The organism is Saccharopolyspora karakumensis (assembly GCF_004349225.1).
GTDB classification, from domain to species: domain Bacteria; phylum Actinomycetota; class Actinomycetes; order Mycobacteriales; family Pseudonocardiaceae; genus Saccharopolyspora; species Saccharopolyspora endophytica.
In genome coordinates this window covers 57,373-70,577 of the sequence record NZ_SMLA01000017.1, presented here as the reverse complement: position 1 = coordinate 70,577, position 13,205 = coordinate 57,373, and the positions used below count along the sequence as shown (strand labels likewise).

11 protein-coding genes are annotated in these 13,205 nt (G+C 72.3%); 2 read left to right on the top strand and 9 right to left on the bottom strand.

Features of this window, described 5'->3' with window-relative positions:
- Positions 1–86: 86 nt before the first annotated feature.
- The 6 genes from E1202_RS14080 to E1202_RS14055 are packed head-to-tail and all read right to left on the bottom strand — an operon-like array spanning position 87 to position 5,627.
- Positions 87–1,625, bottom strand: coding sequence for a glycoside hydrolase family 32 protein (locus E1202_RS14080; protein ID WP_132683502.1), 1,539 nt, complete (start codon positions 1,623–1,625; stop codon positions 87–89).
- Positions 1,626–1,683: 58 nt separating this feature from the next.
- Positions 1,684–1,959 (bottom strand): HPr family phosphocarrier protein, encoded by a 276-nt coding sequence (locus tag E1202_RS14075; protein ID WP_132683501.1) that lies wholly within the window; start codon positions 1,957–1,959, stop codon positions 1,684–1,686.
- 47 nt (positions 1,960–2,006) lie between these two features.
- On the bottom strand, positions 2,007–3,479 hold the full coding sequence (locus E1202_RS14070; protein WP_132683500.1) for a PTS fructose transporter subunit IIC: 1,473 nt from the start codon (positions 3,477–3,479) through the stop codon (positions 2,007–2,009).
- On the bottom strand, positions 3,476–3,928 hold the full coding sequence (locus tag E1202_RS14065; RefSeq protein ID WP_132683499.1) for a PTS sugar transporter subunit IIA: 453 nt from the start codon (positions 3,926–3,928) through the stop codon (positions 3,476–3,478). Before E1202_RS14065 ends, E1202_RS14070 begins: the two co-directional genes overlap by 4 nt.
- Positions 3,925–4,869 (bottom strand): 1-phosphofructokinase, encoded by a 945-nt coding sequence (gene pfkB, locus E1202_RS14060; protein WP_132683498.1) that lies wholly within the window; start codon positions 4,867–4,869, stop codon positions 3,925–3,927. Before pfkB ends, E1202_RS14065 begins: the two co-directional genes overlap by 4 nt.
- Positions 4,866–5,627 carry a DeoR/GlpR family DNA-binding transcription regulator gene (locus tag E1202_RS14055; protein WP_132683497.1) on the bottom strand — a complete coding sequence of 254 codons (762 nt, stop codon included), beginning with the start codon at positions 5,625–5,627 and terminating at the stop codon, positions 4,866–4,868. Before E1202_RS14055 ends, pfkB begins: the two co-directional genes overlap by 4 nt.
- 111 nt (positions 5,628–5,738) lie before the next feature.
- Between E1202_RS14055 and E1202_RS14050 the strand changes: the two genes are divergently transcribed.
- Positions 5,739–7,373: a phosphoenolpyruvate--protein phosphotransferase gene (locus E1202_RS14050; protein WP_132683496.1), complete on the top strand. Its 1,635-nt coding sequence runs from the start codon at positions 5,739–5,741 to the stop codon at positions 7,371–7,373.
- 68 nt (positions 7,374–7,441) lie between these two features.
- Positions 7,442–8,356: a 5'-3' exonuclease gene (locus tag E1202_RS14045; RefSeq protein ID WP_132683529.1), complete on the top strand. Its 915-nt coding sequence runs from the start codon at positions 7,442–7,444 to the stop codon at positions 8,354–8,356.
- Between the two features lie 78 nt (positions 8,357–8,434).
- Here the strand turns inward: E1202_RS14045 and E1202_RS14040 are convergent, their stop codons facing one another.
- The 3 genes from E1202_RS14040 to E1202_RS14030 all read right to left on the bottom strand — a co-directional run bounded on the left by E1202_RS14040 (position 8,435) and on the right by E1202_RS14030 (position 13,101).
- Entirely contained in the window at positions 8,435–9,622 is a 1,188-nt protein-coding gene (locus tag E1202_RS14040; RefSeq protein WP_132683495.1) for a GNAT family N-acetyltransferase, read from the bottom strand.
- Between the two features lie 40 nt (positions 9,623–9,662).
- The gene (locus E1202_RS14035; RefSeq protein WP_235878331.1) at positions 9,663–10,166 is read right to left on the bottom strand and encodes a DUF4333 domain-containing protein; all 504 of its coding nucleotides are present in this window, start codon (positions 10,164–10,166) and stop codon (positions 9,663–9,665) included.
- 124 nt (positions 10,167–10,290) lie between these two features.
- Positions 10,291–13,101, bottom strand: coding sequence for a DEAD/DEAH box helicase (locus tag E1202_RS14030; protein WP_132683493.1), 2,811 nt, complete (start codon positions 13,099–13,101; stop codon positions 10,291–10,293).
- Positions 13,102–13,205 lie beyond the last annotated feature (104 nt).

Here is a 13,205-nt window from a genome sequence, read left to right as displayed (position 1 = left end):
AGCAAGACGACGCTGACCGCACCGTCCAGGCGTGCCGCGCCCGCGGGGAACCGCCGAGCCGTGCCCGGCGGTTCCCCCGGCGGCCGTCACGGGGCGAGATCGAAGACCTCCAGCTCGGCGTGGGCTCCGGTGCCCTCGGCGAAGGCGGAGATCCGGTCGCTTCCCTCGTCTGGGAACACCAGGTCGGTCAGCACGGCGCGGCCACCGTCGGCGAACACCTCGACGCAGCTGCGGTCGGCGATGATCCGCAGCTCGACGACCTCACCCTCGACGGCCAGCGGGGTGCTGTGGCGGGCCGGGAACTCGGCGCTGACCTGCGCGCTCCCGGCACCGGTCCGGTCGACGAACAGCTCCCCGGCCGCGACGTCGTAGCCGACCCGGGTCCGGCCGCCGGGTCCGGCGAAGACGTCCAAGCCCACGGCCGAGGCCGCACCGAGCTGGAACCGGCCGACGACGTCGACCGCGCTCCCCCGGAACTCCGCGCCGCCGCCCTCGGTGAGAGGACCGCTCCAGGCCCGCGGGTTGGCGCGGACTCCGGCGAGTTCCTCGACCGGCTGCTGCACGAGCACCACACCGCCGTCGGCCCCGGTGGCGAGGCCCAGTCGGCGCGGTGTGCTCATCATTCCCCGCCACGGGTCGGTGGGGATCTTGTCGGCGTAGTTCCAGTTGCTGGTCCAGCCCAACCACAACCGGCGGCCGTCGGGCACGTCGGAGAACGACTGCGGAGCGTAGAAGTCCGCACCCCGATCGACCCAGCGAACCGCCTCGGGTGAGCCGTCGGCGGTGAACCGGGTGCCGTCGAAATCGCCGGTGAAGTACTGGGTCGCCGATCCACCGGCGGGCCCGCCCGGGTTGATGCTGACGACGAGAACCCACCTGGTGCGGGCGGGATCGCCGTCCACGGGCAGCTCGAACAGGTCGGGGCACTCCCACACACCGCCGTGCGAGCCGTGGTCGGCGCCGAACTCGCTGAGCAGTTCCCAGTCCCGGAGGTTCGCCGAGCCGTGGACCTGGATGCGGTCGCCGGCGGCGACCAGCAGGATCCAGCGAGCGGTCCCCTCGTGCCAGAAGACCTTGGGATCGCGGAAGTCCGCGATGCCGGGGTTCGGGATCACCGGGTTGCCTGCGTGCTTGGTCCAGGTGCGGCCGCGGTCGGTGCTGTAGGCGATGCTCTGCTGCTGGCTCTCCCCCGCGCTGGTGTAGATCGCCACCAGACCTGGCTGCCCGCCGAAGAAACCGCTGGTGTCGTGGTGGTCGACCACGGCGCTGCCGGAGAAGATGTCGCCGAGCTCATCGGGTTCGAGCGCGACGGGTAACTCCTCCCAGCGCACCAGGTCGGGGCTCACCGCGTGCGCCCAGGACATGTTGCCCCACTGGTCGCCGTGCGGGTTGTGCTGGCAGAACAGGTGGTACTCGCCCTCGAAGAACACCAGACCGTTGGGGTCGTTGATCCAGTTGCGGGCGGGTGCGAAGCGCACCGCCGGGCGCCAGTGCGGAGTCTCCTCCGCGAAGGCCCGACCGGGCGCGGTCAGGCCTCCGAGCGCGCCCCAGCCCAGCAGGGCTCCGGTAGCGGCGAGGAATCGGCGACGTGGCAATGCGGTTCGGATGTGCTGGCGTGGCTGCACTGGCGCTCCTTTGCTCCAGTTCCCGTTGACCTTCGAAAGCCCTGGGCCGATGAGCCGGTCAGGCCGGCGTCTTGTCCAGGTCCTGCTCCAGCAGCGCGGCGAGCTCGTCGAGCGAGGTCTCGTCGGCGCAGGTCAGCTCGACCTCTTCGCCGTGGTGCGCGCCGAGGCCCATCACGCCCAGGACGCTGGCGGCGTCGACGGGTTCACCGGCCACGCCGTCGACGACCTTCGCGATCCGCACGGATTCGTTCTGAGCGGCAGCGGCTTGGGCGAACAGGGCGGCGGGGCGGGCGTGCAGGCCGACGGAGGCGGCGATGCGGACGCGGCGTTGCATGCGGAGTTCCTCTCGGGAGTTGGTGCGGTGAACGGTTCTTCGCGGGTTCAGGCGGCGACTGCGGCGGCCTGCTCGGTGGTGGACTCGGCGGCGGGCTCTCCGGACGGGCGGCCGATCTGCTTGGCCACCAGCACCGCGGCGGCGGAGACCACGACGCCGACCACGATCGCCGCGAGGTACGGCAGCGGGTTGCCCACCAGCGGCGTCACGAAGATTCCGCCGTGCGGGGCGCGCAGCGTGGCGCCGAAGCTCATCGACAGCGCACCCGTGGTGGCCGCGCCGATCACGGTGGACGGGATGATGCGCAGCGGGTCGGCCGCGGCGAAGGGGATCGCGCCTTCGGTGATGAACGAGGCGCCGAGCAGCCACGCGGTGCGTCCGTTGGCCCGCTCCGCCGGGGTGAACAGGCTGCCGCGCACGGCCGCGGCCAGCGCGAGCGCCAGCGGCGGAACCATGCCGGCCGCCATCACCGCGGCCATGATCTCCAGCGACGTCGTGCCGCCGATGCTCAGGCCGCCGACGGCGAAGGTGTAGGCGACCTTGTTGATGGGCCCGCCCATGTCGAACGCGATCATCGCGCCCAGCAGCGCGCCCAGCAGCGCGGCGTTGGCCCCGGACAGCCCGGTGAGCCAGCCGGTGAGCGCCGTCATGGCCAGCGCGATCGGCTTGCCGACGACCACGAACATCAGCGCACCGACCACCAGCGTGCCGAGCAGCGGCAGCACCACGACGGGCATGATCCCGGCGAGCCCGCGCGGGACCTTGATCGCCTTGAGCCCGGCGATCACGGCACCGGCGAGCAGTCCGGCGACCAGTCCGCCGAGGAATCCGGCGCCGACGGTCACGGCGATGGCGCCGCCGACGAAACCGGGTGCGATGGCGGGCCGGTCGGCGATGGCGAAGGCGATGAACCCGGCCAGCACCGGAACCAGGAACTCGAAAGCGGCGGACCCGATCTGGTTGGCCAGGGCGGCCCAGGAGACCAGGCTGCCCGCGTCGAACTGGTCGGTGACCGGTGGCGCGTCGGTGATCTGGTACCCGCCGAGCGCGAAGCTCAGCGCGATCAGCAGACCGCCCGCGGCGACGAACGGGATCATGTAGCTGACGCCGGTCATCAACCACTGCCGCAACCGGCTGCCGAACCCGGCTCCCGCGGTGACCTTGCTGTCCAGCGCGGGTTCGGAATCGGCCGGCCGCCCGGGCTCGGCGACGTGCCGCCGGGCGGCGTCCGCGGCTCGTTCCAGCAGCGCGGCGGCGTCGTTGATGGCCTGCTTGACGGGGACCTCGACGACGGGCTTGCCCGCGAAGCGCTCCCGGTCCCGCACGCCGACGTCCACGGCGAAGATCACCGCGTCGGCGGCCTGGATGTCCTCTGCCGACAGCGGGGTCGACCCGGCCGAGCCCTGGGTCTCGACCTTGAGCTCGTCGCCCGCGTCCTTGGCGGCCTGTTCGAGCGCTTCGGCCGCCATGTAGGTGTGCGCGATCCCGGTCGGGCAGGCGGTGATGGCCACGTACTTCACGGCGAGACCTCCTCGCGGATGTAGGCGGCCAGCTCCGCCGGATCGGTGGCTTCGGTGAGCGTCTTCTTGAACTCCGCGCGCACCAGTCGCCGGGCGAGCGCGGCGAGCACGGTCATGTGCTCCTCGCCGCCGCCCTCCGGTGCGGCGATCAGGAAGATCAGCGTGGCGGGGCCGTCCTCGGCCCCGAAGTCGACGCCGGCGCTGCTGCGGCCGAAGGCCAGCGACGGCGTGGTCACCGCCGCCGAGCGGCAGTGCGGGATGCCGATGCCGCCTTCCAGCCCGGTGGGCATCTGCGCCTCGCGGGCGTCGATGTCGGCCAGGAAGGTGTCCAGGTCGGTGACCCGTCCGGCCTCGACCAGGCGCTGCGCCAGCTCGCGGACCACGGCTTTCCGGTCGGTGCCGGGCACTTCCAGCTCGACGAGGTTCTGGGTGATCAGTTCGGTAGTCATGCAGCCACTCCGCTGAGGCTCACTGTTGGGTCCACTGAGTCCACCCGCACCCGCTGCGGGTGGACGTCGTCCAGGCCGGGCATGCGGCTTCCCGCGAGCCCGACCGCGGCCGTGCCGTAGGCGACGGCGCTGCGCAGCGCCGTCGCCCCGGATGCGCTCGCGCGCAGGAATCCGGCGAGCATCGCGTCTCCGGCTCCGACGGTGCTGCGCACCTCGGCGGCGTCGCTCGTCGCGTGCCACGCGCCGGTTCCGCTCACCAGCACCGCGCCGAGCCCGCCGAGGCTGACCAGCACGGTACCCACCCCACCGGCCCGCAACCGGTGGGCGACGTCGAGCACGTCCCCGAGGTCGCGCAGCGGGTCGCCCGCCAGTTCGGCGAGTTCGGCGAGGTTCGGTTTGATCAAATCGGGTGCCGCCCGGCAGGCCAGTTCGAGGGGGAGCCCGGAGGCGTCCACCGCGACCCGGGTGCCCGCGGCCCGGGCGCAGCCGACGATGCGGGCGTGCAGGTCCTGCGGGCATCCGTCGGGCAGGCTGCCGCAGGTCACCAACCACTCGGCCCGCCCGGCGAACTCGATCACCGAGGTCTCCAGCGCCGCCACCTCGGACTCGCTGAGCCGCGGGCCGGGCTCGTTGAACTTGCTGGTGGTCCCGTCGGCTTCCACGACCGCGATGTTGCTGCGGGTGGGCGCGTGCACCGGGACCTCGACGACCGGGACGGCTTCGGGTGCGAGCAGTTCGGCGAGCCGAGCCCCTTCGGCGCCGCCGGAGGGCAGCACCGCGAGGGTGGGTACTCCGGCCGCGGCCAGCGCGCGGGCGACGTTCACGCCCTTGCCACCGGGATCGAGGCGCACCTGCTTCGCGCGGTGCACGGCACCGGGCGTGACCTGATCGACCTGAACGGTGCGGTCGAGGCTGGGGTTGGGGGTCACGGTCACGATCACGCCAGCACCACCTCCGCCTCGGTGGCCTCGAGCTCGTCGACGGCGGCGGCGTCCAGCCCGTCGTCGGTGATGATCAGGTCGATCTCGGAGAGCTCGGCGAAGCGGCTGAACTGGTCGTCGCCGTACTTGCTGTGGTCGGCCAGCAGCACCCGCTTGCGGCTGGCGGCCACCATCGCCGACTTCACCGCCGATTCGGCGGGGTCCGGTGTGGTGCAGCCCCGCGCCGCGGAGAAGCCGTTGGTGCCGAAGAAACCGACGTCCACGGTCAGCAGCCGCAGCACGTCCAGGGCCCAGGATTCGACGGTGGCCAGGGTCGTGCCGCGCACCCGTCCACCGAGCAGGTGCACGTTGAAACCGTTCCTGGTGGCCAGCTGGTTCGCCGCGGGCAGCGAGTTGGTGACCACGGTCAGCTCGCGGTCGGCGGGCAGCAGCCCGGCGAGCCTGGCGGTGGTGGTCCCGCCGTCGAGCAGCACGGTTCCGCGTGCCGGCACCTGGTCCAGGGCGGCCTTGGCGATGCGCTCCTTCTTCTCGGCGTTGGTCTGGTCCCGCAGCGAGACCTCGGGTTCGAAGTCGAGCCGGTCGATGGCGATGGCTCCGCCGTAGACGCGTCGCAGCAGTCCTTGCCGTTCCAGCGCGGCGAGGTCGCGGCGGATCGTTTCGGGTGCCACCTCGAACTCGGCCGCTGCGTCGGTGACGTCGATGCGTCCGTCGCGCCGTGCCCGCTGCGCCAGCAGCTGCTGGCGCTCCGCCCCGTACATGCCCGTTTTCCTCCGGTTGTTGTTTGGTGTTGCCTGATTGTGCCCCTTGTTGTCATATTGTCAAGGCTTCGAGAACACGAGCAGAAACCTCGGCACGGTAGGGAGTGGTGCATGTCCACGCTGCGGGGAGTCGGTGTCAGCCCTGGCAGAGCGGCCGGCCCGGTCTTGTTGGTTCATGACCGGTTGCCCGAGCCCGATCGCGGGCCCGAGCCCGCCGACCCGACGGCCGAGGCCGCGCGGATCCGTCCCGCCGCGCAGGCGGTCGCCCGGCACCTGCGGAAGCGGGCGGCGGCCACCGACGGCGAGGCCCGGTCCGTCCTGGAGGTGACGGCCGCGATGGCCACCGATCCCGGTCTGCTCTCGGCAGCCGAGCAGTCGGTCACCGGTCGGCGGCTGCCCGCCCCGCGCGCGGTTTTCGAGGCCTCCGAGCAGTTCTCGGACGCGCTGGCGGCGGCGGGCGGCTACCTGGCCGAACGCGTCCGCGACGTCCAGGACGTGCGGGACCGGATCGTCGCCGAGCTGTCGGGGACCGCCGCACCGGGAGTGCCCGAGCCCGCCGAACCGAGCGTGCTGATCTCGCGGGACCTGGCCCCGGCCGACACCGCCGATCTCGACCCCTCGATGGTCTTGGCCCTGGTGACCGAGGAGGGCGGCCCGACCAGCCACACCGCGATCCTGGCCCGGGCGCTGGGCATCCCGGCCGTGGTCGCCGCGCGCGGCGCACTGGCGTCGGGAGCCGCCGGTGCGCGCGTGGACGGTGCGGCGGGCACGGTCGAGCTCGTCGCCGAGCCCGTCACCGCCGAGGCGTCCACCCGATCCGAAACGCGGTGGCGCGGATCGGGCCAGACCGCCGACGGCCGTCCGGTGAAGCTGCTGGCCAACGTCGGCTCCTCCGGCGACGCCGCGAACGCCATCGATGCGGGCGCGGAGGGCTCGGGGCTGTTCCGCACGGAGTTCTGCTTCCTGGACGCCACCGGCGAACCGTCCACCGAGACCCAGCGCGCGTCCTACGCCGACGTTCTTCGGCCCTTCGCAGGAAAGCCAGTCGTGGTGCGCACTCTCGACGCGGGAGCGGACAAACCGCTGCCGTTCCTGGACATCGCCGCCGAGCCCAATCCCGCGCTGGGCGTGCGGGGGCTCCGCGTCGCGTTCGACCGCCCGGGCGTGCTGGACCGGCAGCTCGCCGCGATCGTCGCCGCCACCGAGGACACCGGCGCCGAGGTGTCGGTGATGGCTCCCATGGTGGCGACCCCGGCCGAGGCGGCGTGGTTCGCCGAACGCGCCCGCGCCGCCGGCGTCGGCCGCGTCGGGGTCATGGTGGAAACCCCGGCCGCCGCGCTGTGCGCCGAGGAGCTGCTGGCCGAAGTGGACTTCGCCAGCATCGGTACCAACGACCTCGCCCAGTACACCTGCGCCGCGGACCGGATGACCGGCGCGCTGGCCGCCCTCAACGACCCGTGGCAGCCCGCGCTGCTCCGGCTGATCGCCCTGCTGGGTCGTGCGTCCGCGTCGCAGGGCAAGCCGGTGGGCGTGTGCGGCGAGGCGGCGGCCGACCCGCTGCTGGCGGGCGTCCTGGTCGGCCTGGGGGTCAGCAGTCTGTCGATGACCTCGGCGGCACTGCCCGCGGTGGGCGAAGCGCTGGCCGGTCGTTCGCTGCCGGAGTGGCGGGCGGCCGCCGAGCGGGCGGTGTCCGCGGCAGACCGCGTCCAGGCGCGCGAACGAGCCCGGGCCGCCCTGGACGGCTGAGCGGATCGGCAGGTCGGGCGCGTCGTGCGGGCCGGACATGACAAGCTGGGCGCGTGACCGGACCTCTCATGCTCGTCGATTCGGCCGGGTTGTGGTTTCGCTCGTTCTACGCGCTGCCCGACTCGCTGACCGCCCCTGATGGCACGCCGGTGAACTCGGTGCGCGGCTTCTGCGACATGCTGGCGAAGCTGATCACCGGTCGCCGGCCGTCACGGCTGGTGGCCTGCTTGGACAACGACTGGCGCCCGCAGTTCAGGGTCGACGCGCTGCCGTCGTACAAGACGCACCGGGTGGCCGTGGAAGACCCCGAGGCGGAAGAGGTGCCCGACACGCTCTCGCCGCAGATCCCGGTGATCCTGGAGGTCCTCGACGCCGCCGGCATCACCACCGCCGAGGCCGAGGGCTTCGAGGCCGACGACGTCATCGGCGCGCTGGCCGACCGCGAGCGCACCGACCCGGTGGAGGTCGTCACCGGCGACCGGGACCTGTTCCAGCTGGTCCGCGCCGAACCGCAGGTGCGGGTGATCTACATCGGCGCGGGCCTGGCCAAGGCCCAGGACTTCGGCCCCGGCGAACTCGCCGAGAAGTACGCGCTGTCCGAGGAGCGGGCGGGTGCGGACTACGCGGAGATGGCGGTGCTGCGCGGAGACCCCTCCGACGGGTTGCCCGGCGTGGCGGGCATCGGCGAGAAGACCGCGGCGAAGCTGATCACGCAGTTCGGTTCCCTCGACGACCTGGTGCGGGCGGCCGCCGAAGGCGACGCCCGGCTGACCTCGCGGATCCGCACCAAGCTCACCGAGTCCGCCGAGTACCTGGCGGCGGCCCCGGCCGTGGTCAACGTGGTCAGGAACGCACCGGTCGTCATGGACCGCGAGTCCGACACCATGCCCGCCGAGCCGGACCTCGACCGGCTGCGCGCGCTCCAGTCCACCTGGGGCCTCGGAGCCAGCATCGACCGCCTCATCGCAGCCCTCGAACACTAGGCACCACAACAAGTTCGGCGAGCGCGGTGGGGAATCCTCACCGCGCCCGGCAGGTCAGATCGAACCCGGTCGCGCCCACTAGAAGCCGGTGCCGCACCACGGTGGCCGCTGCAGCGGGAACAGCAGGTCGGCGTTGGTCAACGCCTGCGGATCGTGGGCCTGGACGAGTCCGGCCGTGGCGAGGGCCGAGGCCGTCTGATCGCCCAGGTAGAGCGCCGCCAGGGCCGCGGCGTCCAGCGTCAGCTGCGGAGCGTCGTCGCAGGTCGTGACCCCGTCCGGGCTGATGCGGTAGCAGCCGGTGTTGGCGGGCCGGAACTCGTCGACGACCTCCAGGACCAACGATTCCCCGCGACCGTAGGTGCGGGCCCGCAGGGCGGCGAGGACGTCGACGAGGCGGACCCACAGGTCGTCGCTCACCCCCGTGGTGCGGCAGGCGCGACGATCGGTCAGCCACCACTCGACCGGCTCGTCCACCGGGCGTTCGAAGCCCGCGACGGTCGTCACGAGGTCGATGTCGAGCAGGAAGCGCCACAGCTCGATCGCCGCGACGTCGTTGGCCGCCACCAGGTCCCACACGTCCACAGTGGAGGAATCCCCGCGCGGCTGGTACACGGCGAAGCCGTCGTCCGTCCCGGACTCGTCGGCGTGCACGGCGACCGCCTGGCTCTTGTTCATCACGGCGCTCCGGCCCGGCCACCACCCGTCGGGGCGGTGCATCCAGCCCGCCCGGTCCCGCGCGCACTTCGGGTACAGGGCGGGCATCAGCTGCGCCGCCTGCTCCTGCGAGACCAGGCGGACCCGGCCGCCGCGCGGGACCGTGCGGCGCATCCGCGCCCGCGAGCGGTCGACCTCCACGTTCCGGACCCTGCTGGCGACGCCGTAGCCGAAGCGCTCGTAGATCCCGGCCTCGCTGGCGTGCAGCATCGCCACGACCTCACCGCGCCGGGCGGCGTCGTCGAGCTGGAACCGCATCATCCCGGTCAGCAGGCCGCGCCGGGTCGAATCGGCTCGCACCGCCACCCCGGTCACCGCCGCCGCGGGCAGCTCGGCGCCACCGGGAACCGTCAGCGAGCTGGTCATCGACCAAGCCGTGCCCGCCAGCTCCCCGTCGAGGAAGGCACCGAGCACCCGGCCCGGTTCGAGGCACTGCGAGCTCGACGCCCACTGCTCGTCATCGGCCAGCGGGACCAGCAGCGCCCGCCGGAACAGCTCGTTGGCATCGCGGTACTCGGACTCGGACAGCACCCGGATTTCGGTCTCACCCACGGCAGCGATCGTCGCCGACCCCGACCGCGCAGTCCACCGATTACTTCGGGTGCCCGACCTCGTAGACGCCCTCGTCGTTCTTGACCGTGACCGTGACGACCTTGTCGGCGCCGTTGATCCGCACCTGGCAGTCGAACCGGTGCCGGACCTCCACCGGCTCACCGTCCGGGCAGGTCACCGCACCGACGCCGGCGATGTTGTAGGAGCCCTTGAGCGTCTGCGTGACGCCCTTCTCCACGCTGGCCGCGTCGAACACCGAGCGCACGAAGAACCCGGGAGCGACGAAACCCAGCACCAGCACCACGGCGAGCACCACGAGCACGCCCGAGCCGCCGAGGATCCACGGCAGCATCGACCGCTTCTGCTTCTGCGGCACCTGCGGGAAGCCGAAACCGCTCGGCGACGGGTAGTACGGCTGCGGCTGGCCGTACCCGTAGCCGTAGGGCTGCGCGTACTGGGGCTGCTGGATCGGCTGCTGCTGCACCGGTTGCGCGGGGTACTGCTGACCCGCGTAGCCACCCGGCTGCGGATGGCCCGGCTGCATCCCAGGCCCCTGCGGTTGCCCCCACTGGGGGTAACCCCCTGGCGGGCCGTAGGGGGACGACATCTACACCTCCGGATGACTTCAGCTGGCGCGGCCGACTGCCAGTGATCCAACCACAGCCGGGTCACACACCACCGGCGGCCACCACACCCCGGCGGATCGCGGTCACGGCCTTCGCCGCCGCCGAGCCGACCGGGTCCTTGGTGCCCATCACGTCGCGGACCTGGTCCAGCAGGTCGATCACCTGGCGGCACCAGCGCACGAAGTCGCCTGCCGAGAGCTCGTTACCGGCGGACTCGGCGGCGGTGAGCACCTTCTCCAGCGACTCGCCGCGCGCCCACCGGAACACCGGCCAGGCGAACCCCGCATCGGGCTCGCGGGTGCGGTCGAGCTTGTGACGGCGCTCGTCGTCCTCCAGCTCCGCCCACAACTGCCAGGTCGAGGTCAGCGCGTCGGTGATCGGCCCGGCCGGGACCTGCGGCGCAGGCCCTTCCCGCCGCGACTCGTAGACCAGCGAGGACACCACTGCCGCCAGCTCGGCCGGGCCGAGCCCGTTCCAGGTCCCCACCCGCAGGCACTCCGCGGCCAGCAGATCGGACTCGCTGTAGAGCCTGGACAGCCGCCGGCCGTGCTCGGTGACCTGCCCCGCCTGCGTCTCCACCTCGTCTGCGTCGTCACCGGGCTTGCCGTCCGGGGCGGGCAGGTAGTCGCGCTCGGTCAGCAGCGCCACGATCCGGTCGAACGAGCGGGCCAGCGAGTGCGTCGTGCTGTTGACCTTGCGACGCAGGTTCTCGTTCTCGCCGCGCAACCGCTCGTAGCGCTCCGCCCAGCGGGCGTGCGCCTCCCGCTCGTCGCAGCCGTGGCACGGGTGCGCCTTCAACGCCCGCCGCAGGCTCGCCAGCTCGGCGTCGTCGGTGGCGTCCGAGCGCTTCCGTCCGCGACCGCCCGAGGAGCTCAGCCCCGTGCTGCGCAGCGACGACGCCAGATCCCGGCGGGACTTCGGCGAGCGGGTGTCGACGTGCTTGGGCAGCTTGAGCTTGCCCAGCGCCTCCACCGGCGAGGTGAAGTCGGCGACCGACAGGCGTCCCGACCAGCGGTCCTCGGTCACCACCAGCGGACGCGGCTCGCCCATCGGCTCCAGACCGGGGTCGATCACCACCGCCAGCCCGGACCGGCGCCCGGCGGGCACCGAGATCACATCGCCCTTGCGCAGCTTCTCCAGCGACTTGGCCGCCTCGGCGCGCCGCGACTGCCGGTTCTGCCTGGCCAGCGCCTTCTCCCGCTCGGAGATCCGGCGCCGCAGGTCGAAGTACTCGGCGAAGTCGCCCAGGTGGCACTCCATCGCCTCGGTGTAGCCCGTCAGCGCCTCGGCGTTGCGATCGACCCGGCGCGAGAGGCCCACCACCGACCGGTCGGCCTGGAACTGCGCGAACGACTGCTCCAGCAGGTCCCGCGCCGAGTCCTGGCCGACTCGCTGCACCAGGTTGACCGCCATGTTGTATCCGGGCCGGAACGACGAGCGCAGCGGATACGTGCGCGTCGAGGCCAGACCCGCCACCTGCTTGGGGTCGACACCGGGCTGCCAGACCACCACCGCATGGCCCTCGATGTCGATGCCGCGCCGCCCGGCACGGCCGGTGAGCTGCGTGTACTCCCCCGGGCTGAGGTCCACGTGCGACTCGCCGTTGAACTTCACCAGCCGTTCCAGCACGACCGTGCGAGCGGGCATGTTGATGCCCAGGGCCAGCGTCTCGGTCGCGAACACGGCCTTGACCAGGCCGCGCACGAACAGCTCCTCGACGGTCTCCTTGAACGCCGGAAGCAACCCGGCGTGGTGCGCGGCCACGCCCCGCTCCAACGCCTCCCGCCACTCCCAGAACCCCAGCACGCCCAGGTCGGCGTCGGGCAGGTTCGCGGTCCGCTCGTCGATGACCTCGCGGATCTCCTCGACCTCGGACTCGTCGGTCAGGCGCAACCCCGCCCGCACGCACTGCGCCACCGCCTGATCGCAACCGTTGCGGCTGAAGATGAACACGATCGCCGGCAGCAGCCCAGCGGCGTCGAGGCTGGTCAGCATCTCCAGCCGGGACGGGGGCGAGAACCGGGGCGGACGCGGCCCCTTGCGCTTGTTCGGCGGGCCACCGCGACGGCCCCCGTAGGGCATGTGGGTGCGCGCCAGCTGCTGGGTGTGCCGCAGCAGCTGCGGGTTCATCGTCAGCTCGTGATCATCGGTCTCGCCGCCGAACAGGTCGAACATCCGCGGCCCGACCTGCATGTGCTGCCACAGCGGCACCGGCCGGTGCTCGTCCACCACGACCGTGGTCTCCCCGCGCACCTCCTGCAGCCACTCGCCGAACTCCTCGGCGTTGCTGACCGTCGCCGACAGGCTCGCGAGCTGCACGTAATCCGGCAGGTGCAGGATCACTTCCTCCCACACCGCGCCCCGGAACCGGTCGGCCAGGTAGTGGACCTCGTCCATCACCACGTAGCCGAGCTGGTCCAGCCCGCGCGAACCCGCGTAGAGCATGTTGCGCAGCACCTCGGTGGTCATCACGACCACCTGCGCGTCACCGTTGATCGAGGTGTCGCCGGTCAGCAGCCCCACCGCGTCGTTGCCGTACCGCTCGCACAGGTCGGCGAACTTCTGGTTGGACAACGCCTTGATCGGCGTGGTGTAGAAGCAGCGGCGCCCCTCCGACAACGCCAGGTGCACGGCGAACTCGCCCACCACGGTCTTGCCCGCACCGGTCGGCGCGCACACCAGCACGCTCCTCCCGGCCTCCAGCGCCTGACATCCGGTGAGCTGGAAGGGGTCTAGTTCGAAGGACAGCTCCGCGATGAACTCGGCCAGTTTCGGATGGGCGCTGCGGCGGGAGTGCGCCGCGTACGCGTCGGCCGGCGAGAGCTTGGTCGGGTTGGAACGGCTGGCAGCCACGTACCAAGGTTTTCACATCACCCCGACCGGTGTCTCACAACGCTCGCTTCGGAGTCTCCTGCCAGCCGCGATGCCGCGAGCCGCGGCCCACCACCGCCGCTCGC